Below are 23564 nucleotides of genomic sequence, written 5' to 3'. Positions count from 1 at the left end.
TATGTTGAGTTTATTTAAGCGGACATTTAGCTATTACATGCTCTTTATATTTTTGCTGATTTCTTGTAAGGAGGTAAAAAATACAGCTACTATCAATAACACGATATCCGAAGAGGAGGTACAAGAATCATCTAAAGTGAAATTTACAAAGGATGATGCAAATAGGAAAATAGATATTACGATTGATGGTAGGCCGTTCACGAGCTATATTTATGACGGACAAACTCCCAAACCGATTTTGTACCCGCTCATTACCAAAAGCGGCAAAACGGTTACCCGAGGCTTTCCCTATGACCCTAGACCCAATGAGCGTGTTGACCATCCACATCACGCAGGGCATTGGTTAAACTATGGGGATGTAAACGGATTGGATTTTTGGAACAATTCCTATGCAATTCCTGAGGAGAAAAAACACAAGTATGGTACAATTTACCATCAGGAAATTCTGCAAAGTGATGAAGATAACGGAATCTTGAAAATAAAAGCAATTTGGCGTTCACCGGAAGATATTGATTTGATGGAGGAGATAACGGAGTTTACATTTTCCGAAAAGGAGAACACCAGAATCATAGACCGTTCTACAACCCTAAATGCCTTGAAGGATGTTTCCTTTAAAGATAACAAGGAAGGAATGATTGGCATTCGCGTAGCGCGAGAACTGGAATTGGTTTCGGATAAACCGGCACTCTATACGGATGCTGAGGGAAACGTAACGGAAGTGGAGGCCTTGAATAATGAAGGTATAAATGGCAACTATTTTAGCAGTGAAGGTCTAACAGGAAATGATGTCTGGGGTACGCGCAACAAATGGGTTAAATTAGAAAGCGAGATCGAGGGTGAAACCGCATCCATCACTATACTGGACCATAAGAAAAATATAGGATACCCCACCTACTGGCATGCCAGAGGTTACGGACTTTTTGCCGCCAATCCTTTGGGACAGGCTATTTTTTCTGAGGGAAAGGAAACCTTAAACTTCAAATTGAACAAAAATGAATCGGTAACTTTTAATTATCGTATTTTAATTCATAATGGTTCCAAGTTGACCAACAATGCGTTAAATACTTCATTTAATGAGTTCAATACGAAGTAATCTTAAATTTTAAAAATTAGAAAAATGAAGTCCATGTATTCCCTTATTTGCACATTGATGTTCGTAGTCATGAATTTCGGACAAGGGACCGACTACGAAATGGAGACCATATTTAATGGTACTGACCTTAATAAGTGGCAAGTGCCCGATAATAATGTTTGGTGGAGAATTGATGGTGAAGCACTTTGGGCAAAAAGTGACCCCGATCAAAAAGGTTCCATATTATGGACGAAGAAGGAATACGAGGATTTTGTTGTTCAATTGGATTTTAAATTCGGAGAAGGGACTATTGACTCGGGTATTTTTATGAGAGGAGAGGATGAGAAGAACGTACAAATTCAAATCGGTATATCGGGCTCTTTGAAAAGAGATATGACGGGTTCCCCTTACGTGCCCAAATCAGGATACCCAGTAGAAGCCGACGGCGTTAAAGAACTTTTGAGAATGGATGGCTGGAATACCATAAAAGCCATGACTATTGGCAATTCCTATAAAGTATGGCTCAATGGAGAAGAAGTAATGAATTACATTCTTGAAGAAGCCAATTTAAAAGGTCCTGTTGGTCTTCAACTGCATCCGGGAAGGGAGATGACCATACAATTCAAGAACATTTCAATAGCTGAATTGTAACTATTTTAATATTGCTATTTTATGTAAAACATTGTATATTAAAAGTTTACCAAACCAACTAATTCCTTAGGGAAGCATGGGGATAAAGAAAATTGCGGAACTTGCAAACGTGTCGATAGGGACGGTAGATCGTGTATTGCACAATAGAAAAGGCGTTTCCAAAGAGACCGAAAAAAGAGTGCGAAAGGTTATCAAGGAAATCGGCTATACAAAGAATACAACGGCCAGTCGATTGAAATTAGCCTCGGTTAAAAAGATAAAATTTGCCATATTGATTCCCGAGGCAGAAAATAAATGGAATTATTGGAAACTCCCAAAAAAAGGTATCGAGCAGGCAGTTCAAGAATTGAGGGAATTAGGAGTAGCGGTGGACAATTATTTGTTCTTGGATTCGTCTTCTTTCAATAATCTGGCCGAACAGATTTTCCTAAAAGACTATGATGCTATAGTAACTGTACCATTCTTTAAAAAAGAAAGCAATTCGTTGCTTAAACGCGCTGAAGGAAAAAAGATTCCTATAATCTTCTTGGATACCGAAATTGAACTAGAAGGGCCTGCCTGTTTCATTCGCCAGGACTCGCATAAAGCGGGTAGGGTGGCTGGAAGATTACTTCATGGTCTTGTAGGGGCTAAAGGTGATTATTTCGTAATCAATATGTTAAATGACCGGGGTATTCATGCCAACAATATACAGCGTGAGCAGGGATTTAGGGAATTTTTTAATACCATTAACGAGAAGGTAACGATTCATACGATTAACTACTCTTTGAACGATGAATTTAAAGTAACGGCTGAAATGGAGGATTGGTTCGGCAAGGACAATCTGAAAGGAATGTTTGTAACAAATTCGAAATCGCATTTACTTCCCAAAATATTGGAACAGTACCAAGTGAAAAATACCTTCATTGTTGGTTTCGATCTAAATAATCAGAATTTGGAATACTTAAAGGAAGATAAAATCAACTTCTTGATCAACCAACAACCCAAATACCAGGGTTATGCTGCTATAAAGGGCCTTTTTAACTTCATTACCAAGCAAGATAGGTCGGAACTAAACCTTGATATTCCTGTAGAAATCATTGTCAAGGAGAATAGTGCTACCCTTTGATTGCGGTATCATGTTGAATGTCCTAGAATATGTTGAAAAACCCTCCTATATGCTACAATAGACGAGAGGTAAACCAAACTAACTTCAACAATCACAATTAAAACGATTATTGTGAATAGTGTTATCCCTGGATTTTTAATCGTTCCAGCAGGTGGAAAGGATTCATTTGTCCAAAGATGGAAGTATCTTTTTTATATTCTTGATTGATCCATAACTCATACGAAAAGCTAATATTTGACCAGTTTAGGGAAATAACACCTATTCCTTGTAGGTTAATAGGATGTCTTATTTTATTAAGAAAATTAATGTTAAATAGGTTAGTAGGTGTATGTATTAATTATTATATTTAAGTAAGTATTTTCGTAATAAAAATGATTTATAAATCTTATTAATTTATTGATTATTCCTGATTTAGTTGAAGTGTTAATTTTACGGATTACTTTTTAGAATACGTCGTAAGGTCACATTGTGAACATCCAATACAATTTTTATCAGCAGATAAGAATTATCCAGAAAATTCAGTATGGAAGATGTCAATTATATTTTCAAGAAAATAAAAAACGGCTAAGGAAAACCCTTAGCCGTGTGAACCTATTGCTTTCGCGAAGCATGGACCAAAACCTTGATGGTCCTTAAATGTTCAGGGCAAATCTAATGCTTTTAATTTTTTGACATGAAAAAATTAAGTTTAAACAAGATGAATCTTGTAGAGGGTAAGATTCTTGAAAAAGAACAACAAAAGACTGTTGTTGGTGGTTATGATGGTGGATATTATTGTTATTGTAGATCTGATCCGCATTCACAAGGTTGGGATTCTGTAACTCTCCAAACGTTCTCCATGTGCGGTAGTTATCCTTGCGTTTCTGCCTGTGCGAATGAGGGCTTAGGCTATTGGTCAGGTCAGTGTGGAGGAGGTTGATTTATCCTTAGGAGATGGGAAAGTTACGATTTTAAAAAATCGTGACTTTTCTTTTATTCCTTATTAAGGAATTATCACTGTGGATAAAGGTTCCAGTATTTTTTTCTACTAGCCATATGCTCCGTGATATTTTTATGCTAATGACTATGGTCGTAACCAAACTGGAACGAAAAATTTTTGGAGATAAAGGAAATGCAGCAGTATTAAAATCATGAAAGCCAACAAAAGAAGTATTTCATTTTGTACGGTATGTATGAACCGAACAAATTTTCTAAAGCAAACACTGCCCAGGAACATTGAAGATAATTTGTCCTATGGTAATCTGGAATTTGTGGTTCTTAATTATAATTCAACAGATGGAATGCATGAATGGATAATGGGTGAAATGGCACGCTATATTGATTTGGACATTCTAAAATACATAAGAACATTGGAACCCCAGTATTTTTTATGGAGTCATTCAAAAAATGTAGTGGCAAAACAAGCTAAAAACGATATCATTTGCAATGTGGATGCGGATAATTTTATGGGCAAAGGATTTGCGGAATATATTAACACTCAATTTCATGAGGAAAACGACATATATCTGGCCGTTGATAAGCAAAGGGCAACGAAAGATTGTTATGGCAGAATAGGTATGGCCAGAAAAGATTTTAATAAGTTGAGGGGTTACGACGAATCTATGGACATGTATGGTTTTGAGGATTTTGATCTTGCGAATAGGCTGGAGATGCTTGGAAGAAAAAAGAAGCTTATTGATAAAAAAGAGTTCTTAACTGCCGTAACACATGATGATGATGAGCGGTTGAAAAACCAAAATCAAAAGAATAGGATAAAGAAAATTTATCTACGCCATGAAACCCCTTCAATTTCCGAGTTATTGTATGTGCTGAATAGTAATGAGGTCCACCAGTGTAAGGTGGTAGAGAACAGAACCTACGGTTCAAAATCAATCGAGAACCTCTTCATCGAACGAGATACTTTTGATTATGAGTACCGAATATTGGATAATAGTTGGGCTTTTGGATCTTATACGCAGAGTGGTGGTATTCTTTTTAAGGACTTGAAAGCCCTAAACTTGATATCAGATCCGAACTATCTTGAAATTCTAGATGCTAAAATGTACTCTTCGTTGGTTATGTTCCATTCTGAAATCAAGAATAGACTAAAGATGAAAAAAAATATAGAGTTAGGACAACCGGTGGTGAATAACAACTTCTTTGGAGAATGCGAAATTGAGATTTTTAACTAATTATTTTTGGGAAGGATGTTGCCAAAAAGGGGTACTGCGATCAACTTATGTATTTCACTTTTTTATAATAGTGAAAATTGGGACATACTGTTAACCGAGGGAGTAAGGCCATTTCTGACCAAAACCAAAGGATTGTTATCTTATGCCATAAACTTGTCCGAATTAAGGGGAGACCACATTAGGTTGGTATTACGTGTAAACAAAAAAGCAGCAAAAGCCATAGCTGATAAGGCAAAACTTCACTTTGATGATTTTATTCAGTGCTTTCCCTCCGACCTAAGAGATTTCAAAAAAGGAAATGACTCCTTCCTCTTCATGGACTTTGAGAATAATACAATACGCTATGGTCTCTTCGATTATTGGTTTCCCAGTACGCTTTTTCAATCTGAAAAATTCGAACGGCAAATTAGCCTACTTATTATTCAAATTTTTAAGGAATTTGGAAAAAATGTCCTTAAGGACCTCGATGAAATTATTATTCAATTACTGCTGATATATTTTAACACATTGGCATTGGATAATAAAGAGATTATTGCCCTATTAAACGTTCATCTGAAAACGGTACGGAATACGTATGATATGAAGAAATGGAGTGATTTCAGAACCAAAAACCAAAGGGCCTTCGAAGATAATAAAGAAACTCTTTGTAACTATATAAGCTCTTGCAGAGAAAATTGGAATACTGAATACGATTCGGAATGGGAGAACCAATGGAGGCAAATTATCCATGGGATAGATCAAGAAAATCAACAAAGATCTTCGTTGGAGTTGTACAATTTGTTCCATGAAGTCTTTAACCGTATAACTACTAAGTTAAATTCAAGGAATACACTTAGCATATATTGTTTATTAAAAGATGCACTTGAGTATATTGAGGGAGGTATGGGGTATGAAAAACAGGATTTTGACGTGAACAGGCAAATGAATTAATCTGTGATTTTTTAGGAAAAATCAAAAAATCGTATGAAAGTAGTTACCGTTGCAACGGATTTGGACAATTTTAACCTAAAGAACCTTCTAATTCCATCATGTAATTTTTTTGGCTATGAATTGATAATTTTAAACTTGCTTTCGACGTGGGATAGCCATAGAATGAAAGATTTGGCCTTGATCGCCTATTTGGAAACCCTAAAAGAGGACGAAATCATTTTATTTACGGACGCCTATGATACGTTTCTGCTCAATACACCGGAATCCTCTTTAAAAAAATGGTCGAAATACAAGGATAGTCTTTTATTTTCTGCAGAAGCCAACTGTTGGCCGGAACAAGAATTTGCCAGTGCATACAATCAAATAAATCATCATGGAAAGTTTAGATTTCTAAATAGCGGTGGGTATATAGGTTCGGTTTCAACAATTTTGAAGCTCTTGAAAACCTTTAAAACCCCACCGAGCTGGATACTACGTTCCAAATACGATTTTAGCACCAGATTCATTGAAAATTGTGACAAAAGGTATTCCTGGAGCAATCAATATTATTGGTCATTAATTTTTCTTTCTCAAGAAAATTCAATAGTGTTGGATAAAAACTCCGAATTGTTCAAGTGCTTCGGAACTCCGGTGGCATATTTCCGTAAGCACCGTAAAGATTATCTTAATAACGGTATTCATAGTGGAATTTATCAAAAGGAACTTGGTAGAATTAAGATTGAATTGGATTCTCTGGATGAATCAACAATAGGACATGTCCATTTTAATAATCCTATTTTAAAACATGTCTTTCAAACCTTATTTGAAGAAGGCCTTTTTCCCAACTGGATAATTAATGTATTGTCCAAAAGAGTTGTTGGCCAACCACAAATTATAGAAATAGACTAATGTGGTATTCTAAGAACAAACATAAACCGCTTTAAGGTCTTCCGGATATGCTTGGATTAGTAGTTAAGGCAATGAAAAACCCTCCCGTCCAATAGATAGACAGGAGGGTAAACTAAACTAACTCAAACTAAACCAAACAAGATTGTTATTGTGGATAACCTGGATTCTGAGGATATCCACCAACGGTTCTATCAATTTGATCTTGACCTATCGGCCTTAAAACATGGAAGTCCTGTATGTTCGGGCCACCTTCTATATTATGCAACCTTACACGTTCCACCAATTTTCCGGTACGTGTCAGGTCCCACCAACGGGCATGCTCGCCGAAAAGTTCCCTAGCACGCTCATCCAATAGGAAATCCATATTGACATCCCCAGCAGTAATCTGCATTGCGGTTTCTTGTCCCGGTACGGCTGCCCTTGTTCGGACAACGTTAATGTCATCCGCTGCACCGGCCGTATTGTTCTGAAGAAGCCTAGCTTCGGCACGTAACAGATAGGCGTCCGCCAAACGCATAAGAACAACGTCGCGTTGTCCCTGTACATGTTGACGACCAGGGCGTGTTGGATCGATCCATTTGTTCATCGAAGGAAAAATACGTTCCGTATAGTCATCGGCGGTATATACAACATAAGGTGCCGCATCCTTTCTGACTTGTGGCCAATCAATATCCCGGCCTGGACCTGGAATAAATAGGGCTGTGTCACCAATTGCTAGATTCCCCCTTTCATCGGAAACTTCCCTGTTGGCGAACCAAACGTGCTTAAAACCTTTATCATATCTTGCATCCACAGTACGATCCCAAAGTCCCAATAAAAATGGGGTAGGCCTAAACCTTTTCCAAGGTCTGCCGTTCGCTATATCCCTGGTCATTCCCCTGCGCACATCATATTCCATCAAAAAATAAAGGTGCCCTCGGTGACCTTCTTCATCTATGCCTTCATCTACCAATGATTTGGCAATGGTCAAATTCCAGACAATTTCCGAATTCTCCTGATTGTTGATATCCCATAGATCGGCATAATCGGACAGTAGTTCAAAACCATAATTATTGATAACATTGCTAAACAATGTTTCTGCCCTACTTGCATCATCTCCGGCGGCAAATGATGTCTGAGCACGTCTTAGCAATACTTTGCCCAATAAAAATTCCGCTGCAGGTTTCGTGGCCCTACCGTATTCATCTTGCGTATCCGGCAAATTGGCGATGGCAAATTCTAAATCTGGGATAATGGCCTGCGCATAAATCTCGGAAGCAGCAGTTCTATTGGCCTCTACTTCCACGCCAATGGTTTCATCCAAACTAAGATGTGCATCTCCATAGGTTCTTACCACATCATAGTAGTAAAAGGCACGTAACCATCTGGCTTCGGCCACCCAAATGGTTTTTTGGGTTTCGTCCATTTCCACATCCACGGAACGCCCGATTACGGCATTCGCTTGATTGATGCCTCGGTACCAGTCACGCCACATATCGTTCACATAGCTTTCAGTGGCATTGAAGGATTGATCATAGAAATTTACCCTTTTGTGGCCACCGTCTGAACCGTTGGTAAAGATGTCAGTACCAAAAGTGGTCATGGTAAAGCCTATTTCCGGGCCGTAAAAACGCTTTAACCACGAATAGGTAGCGTCAACGGCATCTTCCAAACCAGCTTCAGTGGTATAATAGGTTCCGGAAGAGACATCCGATATGAGCTCTTCTTCCAAATAATCATCGCAAGACTGCGTTACAAACAGCAGCGCTAAAAGCAAGAATGTATATTTTTTTCTTTTCATCATTTTAAATTTATCTTGTTTAACAATACCATTTTTTTATCAAAAAGTTACATTTAGCCCTATAGACCACATTCTATTACTAGGTACTGTACTACTGGATACACCCAGACCTCTCTCTTCGATTTCACCGGTTTCTTCATCTCGTCGCAAGTCGTCTTCTTCAGATACTTCAGGATCAAAAGTTTCATAATCCGATAAAAACCATAGATTTTGACCAGCAACGAACAACCTCAAGTTAGAAATATTGAGCTTTTCGGTCAAGGAACTCGGGAAGTTATACCCCAGTGTCAAGTTTCTGAGTTTAAGATAACTACCATCAAAATAGGACAAGGTAGAACCATTCTTGGGGCTTTCTTGATTTTCATTTGGCCGAGGTGCCTCGTTCGTTGGGTTATCTATGGTCCAGAAGTCAACATCCAAGTTATTATATCTCCCAAATAAGGCGTTATTGCTATCATGAAAACGGGAACGTATCATTTGACCCTGACGGAAATAAAAGAAGAAACTAAGATCAAACCCTTTATATTCAAACGTATTGGTGATACCTCCATAATAATCCGGTATGTCCGTTCCTAGGATAATCCTATCCTCATCAGTAATGACACCATCACCATTTTGATCTCTTAGCTTAATTTCCCCGGGCACTTTACCTTCGGCACTGGCTGCGAGGTCAACCTCATTAGCTTGATAAATTCCAATTTTTTCGTAATCAAAGAAAACATTTACCGGCTGACCAATGAACCACTTATTACCGATATCATCGAGCGGATTACCATTCTCATCCCTTAAGGGGAGGTCGGTAATCTCTTCTGTATAAGTAGCTATGTTAAAACCAACATTCCAGTTGAAACCACCGGGATTACTGATGACATCTCCGTTAACGCTGAACTCAAATCCCTTTGTCGCCGTAGAGCCGATATTCTGGAATACACTGGAATATCCCGAGGAGGGGGGGAGGGTTCTATCCAATAAAAGATCTTCTGTCTTGGTAGAGTAATAATCCAAGGAACCCGTAATTCGATTGTTCAACAATCCGAAGTCGACACCGGCACTTATGGTCTTCGAAACTTCCCAACCTAGATTACTGTTCGGGATATCGCTGAGTGAAAAACCTAAGGCTAGTAATTCGCCATAGGCATAATCCGTAGCTTCCAATGTTCCTTGTGTCTGATATGGATTTACCGAGGTGTTACCTACTTCTCCATAAGAGACCCTTAACTTCAAATCGGAAATCGTATTGCTATTTATTAAAAAGTCCTCTTGAGAAATTCGCCATCCGGCTGATACACCGGGAAAGTAATTCCATTTTCTACCTTCCGCCAAACGTGAAGAACCGTCCGCACGAAGTGAGGCTTGAAAAAGGTATTTTCCTTTATAATCGTAGTTTACCCTTCCCATAAAGGAGGCCAAAGTCCATTCTTCCAAATCCGAGTCGATATTGCCCCTTACAGATGCCGTAGACATATTATAGAACAACTGCTCCTCATAGGGTATGTTAGAAACTTCACCTTTATAGGTTTCTTGCCTTGAACTCTGAATACTTTGGAGCAGGGTGACCCCTACATTATGCTTTTCATTGAATGTTTTGTTGAAGTTCAGAATATTCTCCAAAGTATACCCAAAGTTTTGAAGGTTTTCTACTTCTGCATCGGCTGGAGCGCCTCGATTATCATTTGTGAAGCTGCCCCTAAATTCACCTCTCCTTCTGTAACGAATATCAGGACCGAAGTTGGTAGTCCATTTTAGGCCTTTGGCAATGTTGATATCCAAATAAACCGGAGCAAAAATACGGGTTACCTTTCTTTCATCGACAAAAGCCCCATCCACCAACTCGCTTAATGGATTGGTTCGGATACCATCATTGGTGGGCAAGAATATGGGGTCTCCATTTTCATCAAAAGGTACACCCAATGGGTTATTGGCCAAGGCTTCCCCCATCACGGCATTGGATCCAAAATTTTGGATGGAGTGGGAAACGGTGAACGACATCCCCACTTTGAAAATATCGTTGATCCTATGGTCAAGATTAAGCCTTCCTGTAAAACGTTCAAAATCCATGTTGCTAATGATACCCTGTTCATTAAAATAACCAACTGACGTATTGAATGTCGTCTTTTCGGAACCGCCGCTAACACTAACTTGATGGTTGGTTTGCCACCCATTGTCAAGTACCAAATCTAAATAGTCCGTGGATCTTCCCAAGGCCAAGGATTCCAGTTCAATAGGGTCGTCAAAAACATCCTCGTCCGGTGCGAGAGGGCCATTCCATCGGTCCGCATCTGTGGCGCCTATTCTTCTGGATTCCCGTTTTAAGGCCGCAAACTCTTCCCCATTCATCATATCGACCAAACGGGTTGCGGAGGTAATACCAAAATGACTGCTATAACTTACTTTGGTATCGCCCACACGGCCTCTTTTAGTGGTAATAAGGATAACACCATTGGCACCTCTGGACCCATAAATAGCCGTTGCCGCTGCATCCTTAAGTACGTTCATGGTTTCAATATCCTGTGGATTGATGTCGGCGACCGCTGCATTACCACTTATTTGGGGAATGCCATCAATGACATATAATGGGTCATTGGAGGCCGAAATAGATCGGCGACCACGTATACGTACCGTTGAATTTTCACCTGGTCGTCCACCATTGGCCTGAATATCAACACCAGCAACCTGACCTTTAATGGCATCAATACTACTGGCGGTTTGAATTTTTTCAATGGATTCGGCCCCGATAGTAGATATGGAACCCGTTACTTCACCTTTCTTTTGGGTACCATATCCAACAACGACCACTTCATCCAATTGAGAGGCGTCGATTTCCATATTAACGTTTATGGTAGACCTTCCATTGACCGTTATTTCTTGGGAACTATAACCTACATAGCCAAATACCAAAACGGCATCGGCAGCGGCATCAATGGAGTAATCCCCATCAAAACCGGTTACAACACCAGTTGTTGTCCCCTTTATTACAACACTTGCACCAGGTAACGGGCTTCCATTTTCATCGTAAACAATACCCGTTACGGTGGATTGGAAAACTTCAATCGAATTGCTCATTTTGCCAGAGTTTTCATCGGCAAACATTGAATAAGTGCCTATAAGGCAACATATGAATAAGGACAAAAAACTTCTTGCCCGGAGCAAAGGTTTTTTTGAGAGTAGTTTTTTCATATCATATTTATTGTTAGTTGTTTCTTTTTTTAGTTGAAGAGATTTTAGTTTTTTCTTTTGAATTTGTTCAAATCGAACTCTCCTGTTAAGAAAGTTGTTTCAAGAGGAAGGATTTTTAAGGGCCTTTGTTTCTGCATACCATGGTAATAGTTGTTGGGTTATTTTGTTGCACTAAAACGTGTCTGATTTTCTAAGCCAGTTTATAGGAACGGCCAATTGTCAATACGCTATGATTATATGATTTTTCGCACAATCGTTAACGTACACATATTTTACGTTAACGTTACCGAATATAGGGATTCATTTTTTTATAAAAAAATTAACACGTAGATTATTGACAAAAAAAAGTAGAATATTGCCAGATTTGATTCAGTTTATTGCATAATAACAAATGAACCCAAACCTTAATTGATAATTCTGGAAAATATTCTTTTGGAAGATTGCTTTTTTACAGGATTTTAGACCGGGACATTAAGGAATGGTCGCTTACAACTTTTTTTACTTGTTGTTAGAACAATTTTTGGCTAGGTTGAAGGTTAAGTCAACTTTTAACAAGCGACTACTATATTATCCGGGATGAATATCAAAAACTACCAAGAAAACCAATCAAATATTCCCGTAGTTATCCAGAATCATTTGGTCAGTTTCCTTTTTGGACTTAAAGACACTGAAATCCCTTCCTTGGGTACGTTGTGCTCCCAAAGCATTGGCATATTTGGTAGCTTTTGCATAATCCGTAGGATTTTCCAGAAGACCGAACCCAAGCCCGCCGGCAAAGGAATCGCCACAACCGGTGGTATCCACAACATGTTCTACACGTATAGATTTAACTATTTCTTGTTTTACTTCCCCATCCTCTTTAAAGAATACGGCGCCACCTTTGGAATCCAGTGTCACTATCAACGATTTTATGCCATGATTCAATGCATGTTGTGCAAAGGTCGGAAGATGATCTGTGTTCTCGTCATTAATGTGGACGAGGCTTTCCGGTGCGTATTCCTTTTCGAACCAACAACATTTTGATTCTTCCAGATTCATTTTAAGTACATCGATGTAGGGTAGCCACTGATCGCGATCTATCCAAAATTTGATCAACCTGTCGCCGGTAATGGTTACCGTATTGGTAGGACCATGGGCATCGAATATTAGGGTGCCCTTGCTGTTTTCTTTTATATATTTTAAAGTTTCCAAAGGAATCTCATAATCGGTAATGGGCACACAAACAAAAACATCACAATGCAAAAGGTGCTCAATGTCTTCAGGAATTATCGGGTTCATAAACCCGGTCTGTCTTTCCAAGCGGTTATTTTGATCTACGAATTTTAGGCTTATGACATCGCCTTGATCCTGATCGGAAGTGATATGGTCCGCATTGATGTTTGGGTATTCCGCTAATATTTCCTTTATCGCTTTTTCATCTTTTTTGCGTACATGCGAAACGGGAAATACAGTGCCACTATCACCTAATAATTTGGCAAGGCCAATGGCCGTATGGGTAGCACAACCATATTTTTCAATAACCTCTCCACGATGTGTGGTGATGTGATCTCTTGGAATTGGACCTAAAACAGCAACATTATACTTGGACATATACTGATTTTAAATAAAAGCGATATACCTAAATATAAGGAAAATCTTGATGAATTGCGTATCTACTGAATGGTATCTACGAACAGGTCAGGATTTCGAAATCAAGTGCTTTGGAAAATCCTTTACATCTTCACAACAAATTTGTTCCATAACTTGTTGTAACTGAGTTTTTAGAAGTGAAATGGTATGGTCTCCTCCCTGTTTGCCCAAGGCGGCGACACCGTACATAAAGGAACGACCCATAAAGGTAAATTCGGCCCCACTAGCCATGGTACGTGCGATATCTGGACCTGAGCGAAGGCCACTGTCCATCATAACTTTTATTTTATTCCCATAATCTTTGGCAATTCGGGTCAACGGTTTTATGGTGGATTCTCCGGCATCCAATTGTCTGCCACCATGATTAGATACAATAATTCCGTCCAATCCCAGTCCGACCGCTTTTTCGGCATCAGCTTCATTGGCAACACCTTTCAGTACCAATTTACCCTTCCACATATCTCGGATAGGTTTGATACGCTCTTCATTCAACCTTCCCGAAAAGGTTTGGTCCATAAATTTTCCTAATTGCTTTAAATTCAGGTTTTTTGGCATATAGGGCCTCAAGGTTTCAAAATTGGGTTGTCCGTGAAGTAACGTATTATAGGCCCATTTTGGCTTACCCAATATTTGGAGAATATTATTGACGGACATTTTAGGAGGCATGGCCAGACCATTCCGTATATCCCTTGGACGAAAGCCAAAAGTGGGAACATCGCATAAAATTACCAAGACGGGACATCCGGCCGCTTCGGCTCTTTTTAAGATATCATCACGAACCGAGGTTTCCGCAGGATGGTATAATTGAAACCATGCTCGGCCTTCAGTGAGCTCTGAAATTCGTTCTATGCTGCTGGTGCTAACGGTACTCAGTATAAAAGGTATATTGTGCTCAAAGGCTGCCTTGGCCAATATTTCAGGGGAGTTGGGCCACATAAGGCCCTGCAGGCCAACAGGTGCTACACCAAAAGGGGCATCATAGATATGACCAAAAAGCTCGGTTTTCATGTTGGATTCCGTGTGGGCAGTGAGGTAATAGGGAAGGAGCTCTACATCCCGAATGTCCGATGTGTTTTTATAGAGATTAATGTCCTCATTGCAACCACCATCCAGATACTCAAAAGCGAAGCGTGGAATTCTTTTTTCTGCCTTGGTCCTTAAATCCTCTATCGAAGGATATTGTGAGTGGTATCGTATTTCCTTTTTGTTTTTTGCCATGAATGGAAAAATCTAGCTTTCGCCAATTATCACCTCCAAGGTCTCCTTGCCCTCTTGCAAAGATTTGGCATTGGCTTGAGTGACCTTGGTTCCCCACAAATAAACCCTTTTGAGACCTTCCAGTTTTTGAAGGTCGGCCAAACAGGAATCGGTCACGTTGGTGCCATAGAGATTAAGGGCCTCCAAATGTTTTAGACCTGAGAGATGTGCCACACCTTCATCAGAAATAGTTGTCTTTTCCAATTGGAGTCGAGTGAGGTTTGGAAATTGGGATACTACGGACAGCCACTCATTTTTTACGTTGGTTCGTGCCAAGGAAAGCCAAGTAACATAATCCTTTACTTTTTCAAGCTCTGCCAATTGCCCTTGGGTCAAATCGGTACCGGAGAATTTGATATCCAATAGCGGGTTTTCCGCTCCCAATGATTTTACGGTGAACCCACTTTCTCGAAGAGCCGATATTTGCGCACTATCCAAAGGGGAAAGCTGTACAGTTTCATACCAAGGCCTAGGTTCCGTATTGAGACCATAGCGCCGAAGCAACACCGGTTTCATATTTTCGGCTACCTCCAAGGCTGATACCGGAGCTTCAAAAGAAGCTCCCTGTTCAATCCACCATTCCACCGTTTTTATCTCGTCGTAGGTCAATACATCATCGGTAGGAGGCATAAATTTTATACTCTTTTGAGGAAGGGTAATTCTTCTGAAAAGCTCACTTTCACTTGGATTACCCTGAGCGATTACCGGTCCATCGTCGCCGCCAACCTGCAATGAATCGGCAGAAGCCATGTTAAGACCACCTCTACGGACCTCGTCACTATGACAGGCCACACATTTTGATTCGAAAATAGGCGCTATCAAATCGTTATATACCAATACAGAATCGGGATTTCCCAATTCTGGCAAGGAATCCTTTGCTTTGGAAACACCCAGTATTCCTTGTATGGATTCCGGAGCATATTCCACCAAATATTCATCCCCATGCGTGAGGTTTCCACCTTTATGGCCTTCTACAAAAAGTAGGGCCAGCAACAAAATGTTGAAACCATTATGTATTAACTTGGTATGTTTTTCGGGCCTGCTTTTTATCCACCAGCCAACGAAAGAGATGACGACCAAAGCAATACCTAACCATCTGTGTGCAAACAGTTGATCTTCTTCATATAAACCGGTATCTGCAAGAAGCCATCCGCTTAAAGCGGCCCCTGCAGCACTAACTCCTCCTAAAAACCATGCGATGGGCACAAGGCGACTTTGTTTTTCTGTTTTTTTGAACTTTTCATACCATTCCAATAAAATGGCCAAAAACAAAAAACCGATAGGTAAATGCACGAATAGGGGATGAAAACGGCCTAAAAAAGTAGAAAATTCCAATGCAATCATAAAGAATTAATTAATGGTTGGCAATATACTATTATACACGATGTAGTTTGATAGGATAGGTCTTTCCCGAGGCCCATTGGGGCACATATAGATTACCATCATTGTCCACTAAAACATCATGAGGGTTTCTAAAGGTCTGGTTATCGTATTCCGGTTTCATTAGTAAGTCATTGTTATACTTGGGTATGCTTCCTCCCGGAAATGATACCACTCTATTATCCTTGTCCAATACCGCAATCATACCATCGTAGCTATCCCAAGTTTTTGTCACGATCACCGCAAAATATATGTTTTCACCGTGGATAACCGGTCGGCAAATGGAGCATCCCGGTAATGGAATGGTCTCCAAATGTTGGCCTTCCAATGAAAATCGTTTAAATTCCTGACTAGCGCGTGAAGTAATCAATAGGGTCGGTTTATCGGGCTGTCTGGAATCTACGGTAATACCATGACAACAATTGAATTTTAAGTCACCTTCTCCCTTTCCACCAAAATGCCTGATATATTCTCCATTGGCGTTGTATTGAATGATATAGTTTTCACCATAGCCGTCGGCAACATAAAAATCACCATTTGGGAGTACAGTAGTTTCTGTGGGTTTAAATTGGTCGTCCTGGGTATAACCGGAAACTTCTTTGGGCCGTTTCAAGGTCATGAGAATTTCACCCTTTAAATCCGTTTTATGAACGCTATGGGTTTCCGGATCGGTAATGAGAAGGAACTGATCACTACCTTCTCCGGCTATGGATAATCCGTGGGCACCTGGGAAGTCCGTTCCCCAGGAGTCCAGCACTTTTCCGGAAGTATCATAGATTAAAATGTTATTATTGTTAGCGCCGGTCGTGGTCATAAAAATTCGCCCCTTGCTGTCCATGGCCATTTCATGGCAATCGTTTACCGGTATTTTGGAAGGATCTTGAATACCCCATTCCTTATCCACACGATATTTGAAATTTCCATGCCCTACGGTATCTCCTAAATTCTTGGTTGAATGGGTTATCCCAAAAGTAAAACTTGGGGCCACTAAGCCGGCACCAGTGGCCAGCGCCGTTTTTTTTAAAAAATCCCTTCGCTTGGTATTGATTGTTTTCATTTTCTTCTATTTAGTATCCTTGTCTTTATGCCAGTATTTCATTGACGACCTCTCCATGGACGTCGGTCAATCGGTATCTCCTCCCCTGAAACTTAAAGGTCAGTTTTTCATGGTTTACTCCTAACAAATGCATTAAGGTGGCCTGAAAGTCATGTATATGAACCGGTCGTTGTACCACATTGTAACCGAAATCATCTGTTGCCCCTAAGGTAATCCCTTTTTTTATTCCGGCACCTGCCATAAAAATAGTAAAGCATTTTGGATGATGGTCCCGACCAAAGTTGGTTGCCGTCAACTGCCCTTGGGAATAATTGGTTCGGCCAAATTCTCCGCCCCAGATAACCAAGGTGTCCTCCAACATACCACGTTGCTTTAAATCGGTAATCAGGGCCGCGGTAGCCTGATCGGTATCTTTGCACTGTACTTTAATAGCGCTAGGCAGATTACCATGCTGATCCCATCCTTGGTGATATAATTGGATAAACTTTACATCGCGTTCGGCCAATCGCCTTGCTAAAATACAATTGGCGGCGAAAGTTCCGGGTTTACGGCTATCCTCGCCATACATGTCATAAATATAATCCGGTTCGTCCTTGGTATCCATGATTTCCGGAACGGATGTCTGCATGCGGAAGGCCATTTCATATTGTGCCATGCGTGCTAGAATCTCCGGATCACCGACATCCTCATGGTTTATTTTTTCCAGTTTCTGGAGATGATCCAATTGTTCACGTCTACTTTTCCCATCAATACCGGGAGGGTTGGTCAAATAAAGTACAGGATCCTTTCCAGCCCTAAACTGAACCCCTTGATGCTGGGAAGGTAAAAAACCATTTCCCCATAATCGGGAATATAAAGGTTGCCCATATTTATCTTTGGTAACAAGCACCACAAATTCAGGGAGGTTTTTGTTGTCCGATCCAAGGCCATAGCTTACCCAAGAACCGATGGAGGGCCTGCCAGGCAATTGTGATCCCGTTTGCAAGAAAGTAATGGCCGGATCGTGGTTTATGGCTTCGGTATACATCGATTTGATAAAACAGAGATCGTCCACCACCTTTGAGGTATGCGGCATTAAATTGCTCATCCATGCTCCACTTTGCCCATGTTGTTTGAAATCAAAAATAGTACCTGCAATGGGCAAGGAGGCCTGGCCCGAAGACATTCCGGTAAGTCGTTGTCCTTGTTGTACACTTTCGGGCAGATCCTGCCCATTCATTTTATTCAACAAAGGCTTATAATCAAATAGGTCCAACTGTGATGGTGCACCACTCTGAAAAAGATAAATAACCCTTTTCACCTTGGGAGGAAAATGGGGTTGGCCAAGAATGCCACCACCATTTCCGGATAACGATTTCAAAGGGGTGTTTTTTGCAAACATCCCTGTGGGATCCAACATGGAGGCCATGGAAAGTGCCCCCATTCCCAAAGTGGTCTTGGTCAAGAAATCTCTTCGCGTATAGTTTTTGTTATGATTGTGGGTACACATGGTTTACAATTTTTTTAATTCAAGTTTCAAACTCAAGTGTCAAGTCTAAAAAGCACGAGCTTAAAATCAATATTTAAAATTGGTATTTTATCGCTTCATATAGGCCTCGTCATGATTAAGAATGGTATTGGCTACCATGGTCAAAGCTGCTGTCTTATTTTTATCTAATGAATCGTCCAATTCTTTTCTTCCTACGGATAAAAGCTTAAGGGCTTCTTTTGGATTGGCTTTGTATTTTTTGGACTGGGCTTCGTATAGTTCCCTTAAAACTGATGTCTCTTCCTTTTTGGGAGAGCGACTCACGGCCAACCGAAATCCATAGGCAATTTGATCATCCAGGGAAACCCCACCTTCCTTTTGCATTCGCGCCGCCAATACTTTTGAAGCTTCTACAAATTGTGTATCGTTCATCAAAACCAAAGCTTGCAAGGGAGTATTCGTATTTTCACGCTTTACCGTGCAGACTTCCCTGGACGGGGCATCAAAAGCGGTCATTGCGGGATGTGGTGCAGTCCTTCTAATAAAGGTATACAAGCCCCTACGATAAAGACTGTCCCCTTCGGACTCCTTGTAGTTCAATAAAATATGCGAAAAACTGTTCTTTTCGATCCAAAGACCTTTTGGTTGATAAGGCTTAACACTTTTGCCACCCACTTGTTGAACCAAAAGCCCACTGGCGGCCAGAGCATTGTCCCTGATCATTTCTGCGGGTAGTCGGTAACTATTTGTTCGCGCCAGGTAAATATTATTAGGGTCTTTTTCCCGCATTTCAGGTAAAACCTCCGAGGATTGTCTGTACGTATGGGACATGACCATAGTTTTGAGTAACGCCTTCACATCCCAATTGCTTTCTACGAAAGTAGTCGCTAGCCAATCCAATAATTGGGGATGGGTGGGCAAGGCTCCCTGAACCCCAAAATCCTCTGGAGTACTGACCAGTCCCTTCCCAAATAACACTTGCCAATATCGATTTACCGTCACCCTGGCCGTTAGCGGATTGTCTTCAGAAAAAATCCATTGGGCCAATCCCAATCGATTTTTTGGATAATCCTTGGAAAATTCGGGCAAAACTTCCGGAGTAGTAGCTTCCACGGAATAAATAGGTTGTGTGTAATCGCCACGATTATACACAAAAGCAGGCCTTTCTTCGGGCATTTCCTCCATTACCATGACCTCCATTACGGGTATCATATGTGAAAGCCATTGCCCTCTAAGCGCTTTTAGTTGTTTTTCAATTTTCTCGACTTGCGGTGTCTGATCGATCCAATACGCAGCCGCCCATTCCTTATCCGGTGTTCCAGAGGTGCCATCCTTCATGGCCAATTGGGCTATTTCTGGAGGAGTGAGTTGCCTGGAGTATACATAAACATCATCCAATCTACCTTTAAAGATTCCGTTTTCCCCCGTAAAAGACCGATAGCTCTTGGCCACCCGTACCGGTTTATTGAAAACAACATGAGTAGCGGATTGCACAGTTTTGATGGATTTATATAATCGATTATAGGGCACCGTAGTCTCTACCTTTTTTCCATCCATGAACAACTGCAATCCTTTTGCCTTGCCAGAACCGTCATAGGTGAAAGCCACATGTCGCCATTCATTTTTTAAAATGGAATCTTTAGACCTAACATGCATATAGTTGTGTGGGAGAGAATGTATTAATCTGGCATTAAGGTGATTAAGACTATCCAAATAAAAATCCCAACCGCGCCAAAAACTGTTCTTTTCACCGGAAGTGCCCAATAGGGTCTGGGTTTTCCCTGTTTCCCTTTTGGTGGTGTTGAGCCAAAGACCCACTGAGAATTCATCGGTCCACTCAAAATTAGGAATATTGTTTAAATGTACCTCGTCGTATTCACCGGTAAATTCAAACGCTTTTCCTTTTTTACCTTTTGTGATTTTGGGTGCTTCTCGGGTGGTCACATTAGGATTTCCATCAACGATATATCCTTTTTTGCTTCCACCGTTCTTTGTCAATTTTTCAAAGGGAAAATATCCGAGAATTCCTTTTTGTTTGAAATCCTTGGGTAGTTTTTTCATGTAGATATCCAAATCCTCCAACTCCTTTTTGGTGAATTTTAACTGGTCTTCTTTTTCCTGTATTGATTTTTCAAGGGAAGCCAACTTTTTCTCAGTGTCGGTATCGGGTAGGGAGAGCATGGGTCCATAATTGCCATCATCACCGGTCATACCCAATTCCTTTACATTATTGAAAAAGGCGGTCATTTGAAAATAATCCTTTTGGGAAATGGGGTCGAATTTATGATCATGGCACCGGGCACAGGCCACAGTAAGCCCCAAGAGTGCGGTGCCTACGGTTTCTGTGCGATCCCAGACATAGTTGAGACGAAACTCTTCTTCAATAGCCCCGCCTTCGGCAGTCATCGGATGGTTACGGTTAAAAGCGGTTGCCAATTTTTGTTCCCTGGTTGCATTAGGGAAGAGGTCACCGGCCAATTGCCATGTAACAAACTGGTCATAGGGCATATTTTCCTTGAAGGCATTGATGACCCAATCGCGCCAAGGCCACATCAACCGCCAACCATCGGCATGTAGTCCATGGGAATCGGCATAACGGGAAATATCCATCCAATCCAAGGCAAGACGTTCGGCATTGGCATCGGAGGCGAGCAATCGATCCACTATTTTTTCATAGGCATTTGGATCAGTATCTTTAAGGAAGGCATCGATTTCTTCAATTGTAGGAGGTAATCCAGTTAGATCTATAGTAACCCTACGTAACAAACGTTCCTTTTCGGTTTCCGGGGATGGATCAAAACCTTCTAGCTGTAATTTTTGCTGCACAAATGTGTCAATGGCATTATGGGCGGGCCAAGAAACACCATTGGTATTTGGTAAATTGGGCTTTTCGGGTTTGGCGAATGCCCAGTGAGGCTTCCACTCCGCACCTTGTTCGATCCATTTGATAATCATTGCCTTTTCAGTGGCTGACAGGGATAGATGGGATTCTGGGGGCGGCATGGTAATTTCTGGGTCATTACTCAATATCCTTTCAATACTTTCGCTTTTCCCCGGTTTTCCGGAAACAAATGCATAGTTTCCATTATTCAGTTTACGGAACGCCTCTGCTTCCAAATCCAACCTGAGATCGGCCTTTCTAGAAGCCTCATCCGGACCATGGCAGGCGTAACAGCGATCGGATAAAATCGGTCTAATATGAAAGTTAAAATCAATAGTTTCGGGAAGCTTGGTGTATGCTTCTTCCACGTCTTCTGGAACATCAACGGAACACGACGTTAGGATCAATACAAAACACAGGGGGAGAAATCTAAAAATCAACATAACACCTCTCATATCAACCACTAAAAATACATTATTTTAATTGAATTCTTGCGTATTTACTATGAGTTGATCATATCTTTTGTCATTTTGAGCATATATTGTACTATATATATAGAAATGTGATTTATACTAAGATTTACACGGATGATGCACTGTTTTTTGAGTTTTGCGTATCCGAAATATGTTTTACCTTTAGCGGTCGGTAAATGGGTCATTAGCTCAGTTGGTTTAGAGCGCTGCCTTGACAGGGCAGAGGTCATTGGTTCGAATCCAATATGACCCACATAGTGTTAGTTCTTCGTACTTGGAGAGTTGCGAGTTTTTTTAAATAAAATCCAACAATCGTTCTAATGCCATACCTCTTGATCCTTTAATGAGAAGGGTACTATTTTTGGGTAACGGATTACTTCTCAAAAAACTCACGATTTCATCGACCGAATTGAATTTCTGAAAGGAGGTTTGCGTGGAATAAAAATTTTCCCCAATAAAATAGGCATCCTCCAAATCCATTTCCAAAACTATATCCGTAATTTTTTGATGTTCCTCTCCGGCGGCTTCTCCCAATTCGAACATGTCCCCTAAAAGGACAATTTTTGGGTTCTTGCCCGTCTCCTCAAAACTTTCAAGGGCCGCTTGCATGCTAGTGGGATTGGCATTATAGGCATCCAAAATGATGGTCGATCCATGTTTTTCTATAATCTGAGAGCGATTGTTTTCTGGGGTGTAGGCTTCAATGGCCTTCTTTATGGACGGGAGGTCTACATTAAAATATTTGCCCATACAAATGGCAATGGCACAATTGGTAAAGTTATAGACCCCGATCAATTGGGTATTAATTACCATATCTTCCACCTTCAATTGCACAAAGGGATCGGCACCTAGGGATTCAATTTTATAATATGCTTGATTTTGCGTACTAAAACCATATTTTTGAATATAACCTCCCAGTTTTTCCAGTTGAATAGGGTCGTCGGCATTTATGAAAACCGATTTATGGTTCGCAAGTAAATAATCGTATAATTCGCTTTTTCCTTTTATGACACCTTCTACACCACCAAAGCCTTCCAGATGTGCTTTTCCAAAATTCGTGATATACCCAAAATCCGGTTGGGCTATCGCACTCAAAAAAGCAATTTCTTTTTGATGGTTGGCCCCCATCTCCACAATGGCAATTTCGGTGTCCTCTTGTATAGAAAGCAAAGTCAATGGCACTCCAATATGGTTATTAAGGTTGCCTTGCGTAGCTATGGTCCTATATTTTTTGGAAAGCACACCATGTATCAACTCTTTAGTCGTGGTTTTGCCGTTGCTCCCTGTTAAACCTATGACCTTGGCCGAACAGTAGTTTCGATGGTAGTTAGCCAGATCTTGCAACGTTTTCAAGACGTCATCTACCAAAATATATCTATTGGATACTGCGTATTCCTTTTCATCGACTACAACAAATGCAGCTCCTTTTTCAAGGGCCTCTTCCGCATATGTATTGCCATTAAAATTATCTCCCTTTAAGGCGAAGAATATACAATTGTCATTTATTTTTCGCGTATCCGTTGACACGCTGGGAAAATCAAGAAAGTGTTGGTGTAGGTCTTTTATTTGCATAAATCGAAGATAAAAAAAGTCCCGGCACAATTGCCGGGACTTTCCTATGAATTTTATGCTTCTATGCTGT

The 23564-nt window shown here is 40.5% G+C and carries 16 protein-coding genes and 1 tRNA gene; 8 read left to right on the top strand and 9 right to left on the bottom strand.

What is annotated here, in order from left to right; genetic code table 11:
* The first annotated feature begins 1 nt into the window (after position 1).
* From D7Z94_RS20830 to D7Z94_RS20800, 7 genes are all read left to right on the top strand, one after another.
* The gene (locus D7Z94_RS20830) at positions 2-1093 is read left to right on the top strand and encodes a DUF6807 domain-containing protein (RefSeq protein WP_211341825.1); all 1092 of its coding nucleotides are present in this window, start codon (positions 2-4) and stop codon (positions 1091-1093) included.
* 24 nt (positions 1094-1117) lie between these two features.
* A complete protein-coding gene (locus tag D7Z94_RS20825) occupies positions 1118-1723 on the top strand; it encodes a 3-keto-disaccharide hydrolase (protein WP_120713553.1) in 606 nt (201 codons plus the stop codon).
* Positions 1724-1799: 76 nt separating this feature from the next.
* Complete coding sequence (locus D7Z94_RS20820; protein ID WP_120713552.1) at positions 1800-2831, top strand: substrate-binding domain-containing protein; 1032 nt, start codon at positions 1800-1802, stop codon at positions 2829-2831.
* A gap of 673 nt (positions 2832-3504) precedes the next feature.
* Complete coding sequence (locus D7Z94_RS20815; RefSeq protein WP_120713551.1) at positions 3505-3750, top strand: grasp-with-spasm system A modified peptide; 246 nt, start codon at positions 3505-3507, stop codon at positions 3748-3750.
* Between the two features lie 211 nt (positions 3751-3961).
* On the top strand, positions 3962-5002 hold the full coding sequence (locus tag D7Z94_RS20810) for a glycosyltransferase (RefSeq protein WP_120713550.1): 1041 nt from the start codon (positions 3962-3964) through the stop codon (positions 5000-5002).
* 15 nt (positions 5003-5017) lie between these two features.
* On the top strand, positions 5018-5932 hold the full coding sequence (locus tag D7Z94_RS20805; protein WP_120713549.1) for a lantibiotic dehydratase C-terminal domain-containing protein: 915 nt from the start codon (positions 5018-5020) through the stop codon (positions 5930-5932).
* Positions 5933-5965: 33 nt separating this feature from the next.
* Positions 5966-6820, top strand: a complete 855-nt coding sequence (locus D7Z94_RS20800; protein WP_120713548.1) for a glycosyltransferase domain-containing protein — start codon at positions 5966-5968, stop codon at positions 6818-6820.
* Positions 6821-6965: 145 nt separating this feature from the next.
* On the opposite strand, the gene D7Z94_RS20795 is transcribed toward D7Z94_RS20800, so the two are convergent.
* From D7Z94_RS20795 to D7Z94_RS20760, 8 genes are all read right to left on the bottom strand, one after another.
* Entirely contained in the window at positions 6966-8603 is a 1638-nt protein-coding gene (locus D7Z94_RS20795; RefSeq protein WP_211341824.1) for a RagB/SusD family nutrient uptake outer membrane protein, read from the bottom strand.
* 36 nt (positions 8604-8639) lie between these two features.
* Positions 8640-11663: a SusC/RagA family TonB-linked outer membrane protein gene (locus D7Z94_RS20790; protein WP_211341823.1), complete on the bottom strand. Its 3024-nt coding sequence runs from the start codon at positions 11661-11663 to the stop codon at positions 8640-8642.
* Between the two features lie 720 nt (positions 11664-12383).
* Positions 12384-13367, bottom strand: coding sequence for a carbohydrate kinase family protein (locus tag D7Z94_RS20785; RefSeq protein WP_120713545.1), 984 nt, complete (start codon positions 13365-13367; stop codon positions 12384-12386).
* 87 nt (positions 13368-13454) lie between these two features.
* Complete coding sequence (locus tag D7Z94_RS20780) at positions 13455-14624, bottom strand: alpha-hydroxy acid oxidase (protein ID WP_120713544.1); 1170 nt, start codon at positions 14622-14624, stop codon at positions 13455-13457.
* A 12-nt stretch (positions 14625-14636) separates the two neighbouring features.
* Positions 14637-16007: a c-type cytochrome domain-containing protein gene (locus tag D7Z94_RS20775; protein WP_120713543.1), complete on the bottom strand. Its 1371-nt coding sequence runs from the start codon at positions 16005-16007 to the stop codon at positions 14637-14639.
* Between the two features lie 31 nt (positions 16008-16038).
* Positions 16039-17100, bottom strand: a complete 1062-nt coding sequence (locus D7Z94_RS20770) for a twin-arginine translocation signal domain-containing protein (RefSeq protein WP_120713542.1) — start codon at positions 17098-17100, stop codon at positions 16039-16041.
* Positions 17101-17125: 25 nt separating this feature from the next.
* Positions 17126-18589, bottom strand: coding sequence for a DUF1501 domain-containing protein (locus D7Z94_RS20765; RefSeq protein ID WP_245967270.1), 1464 nt, complete (start codon positions 18587-18589; stop codon positions 17126-17128).
* An 87-nt stretch (positions 18590-18676) separates the two neighbouring features.
* The gene (locus tag D7Z94_RS20760; protein ID WP_120713541.1) at positions 18677-21892 is read right to left on the bottom strand and encodes a DUF1553 domain-containing protein; all 3216 of its coding nucleotides are present in this window, start codon (positions 21890-21892) and stop codon (positions 18677-18679) included.
* A gap of 208 nt (positions 21893-22100) precedes the next feature.
* Between D7Z94_RS20760 and D7Z94_RS20755 the strand changes: the two genes are divergently transcribed.
* Positions 22101-22175, top strand: a tRNA-Val gene (locus D7Z94_RS20755).
* 41 nt (positions 22176-22216) lie between these two features.
* Here D7Z94_RS20755 and D7Z94_RS20750 read toward each other — a convergent pair.
* Positions 22217-23494, bottom strand: coding sequence for a UDP-N-acetylmuramoyl-tripeptide--D-alanyl-D-alanine ligase (locus D7Z94_RS20750; RefSeq protein ID WP_120713540.1), 1278 nt, complete (start codon positions 23492-23494; stop codon positions 22217-22219).
* Positions 23495-23564: the final 70 nt, after the last annotated feature.

The organism is Ulvibacterium marinum (assembly GCF_003626755.1).
Classification (GTDB): domain Bacteria; phylum Bacteroidota; class Bacteroidia; order Flavobacteriales; family Flavobacteriaceae; genus Ulvibacterium; species Ulvibacterium marinum.
The sequence above is the reverse complement of the archived record's forward strand: the minus strand, read 5'-3'. Positions and strand labels throughout refer to the sequence as shown.

What these genes read in the sequence shown, in the direction of transcription:
- D7Z94_RS20785 (WP_120713545.1), bottom strand. Translation starts at nt 13,367, where the DNA reads ATGTCCAAGTATAATGTTGCTGTTTTAGGTCCAATTCCAAGAGATCAC.
- D7Z94_RS20815 (WP_120713551.1), top strand. Translation starts at nt 3,505, where the DNA reads ATGAAAAAATTAAGTTTAAACAAGATGAATCTTGTAGAGGGTAAGATT.
- D7Z94_RS20805 (WP_120713549.1), top strand. Translation starts at nt 5,018, where the DNA reads ATGTTGCCAAAAAGGGGTACTGCGATCAACTTATGTATTTCACTTTTT.
- D7Z94_RS20825 (WP_120713553.1), top strand. Translation starts at nt 1,118, where the DNA reads ATGAAGTCCATGTATTCCCTTATTTGCACATTGATGTTCGTAGTCATG.
- D7Z94_RS20750 (WP_120713540.1), bottom strand. Translation starts at nt 23,494, where the DNA reads ATGCAAATAAAAGACCTACACCAACACTTTCTTGATTTTCCCAGCGTG.
- D7Z94_RS20775 (WP_120713543.1), bottom strand. Translation starts at nt 16,007, where the DNA reads ATGATTGCATTGGAATTTTCTACTTTTTTAGGCCGTTTTCATCCCCTA.
- D7Z94_RS20830 (WP_211341825.1), top strand. Translation starts at nt 2, where the DNA reads ATGTTGAGTTTATTTAAGCGGACATTTAGCTATTACATGCTCTTTATA.
- D7Z94_RS20780 (WP_120713544.1), bottom strand. Translation starts at nt 14,624, where the DNA reads ATGGCAAAAAACAAAAAGGAAATACGATACCACTCACAATATCCTTCG.
- D7Z94_RS20760 (WP_120713541.1), bottom strand. Translation starts at nt 21,892, where the DNA reads ATGTTGATTTTTAGATTTCTCCCCCTGTGTTTTGTATTGATCCTAACG.
- D7Z94_RS20800 (WP_120713548.1), top strand. Translation starts at nt 5,966, where the DNA reads ATGAAAGTAGTTACCGTTGCAACGGATTTGGACAATTTTAACCTAAAG.
- D7Z94_RS20770 (WP_120713542.1), bottom strand. Translation starts at nt 17,100, where the DNA reads ATGAAAACAATCAATACCAAGCGAAGGGATTTTTTAAAAAAAACGGCG.
- D7Z94_RS20790 (WP_211341823.1), bottom strand. Translation starts at nt 11,663, where the DNA reads ATGAGCAATTCGATTGAAGTTTTCCAATCCACCGTAACGGGTATTGTT.
- D7Z94_RS20820 (WP_120713552.1), top strand. Translation starts at nt 1,800, where the DNA reads ATGGGGATAAAGAAAATTGCGGAACTTGCAAACGTGTCGATAGGGACG.
- D7Z94_RS20765 (WP_245967270.1), bottom strand. Translation starts at nt 18,589, where the DNA reads ATGTGTACCCACAATCATAACAAAAACTATACGCGAAGAGATTTCTTG.
- D7Z94_RS20810 (WP_120713550.1), top strand. Translation starts at nt 3,962, where the DNA reads ATGAAAGCCAACAAAAGAAGTATTTCATTTTGTACGGTATGTATGAAC.
- D7Z94_RS20795 (WP_211341824.1), bottom strand. Translation starts at nt 8,603, where the DNA reads ATGATGAAAAGAAAAAAATATACATTCTTGCTTTTAGCGCTGCTGTTT.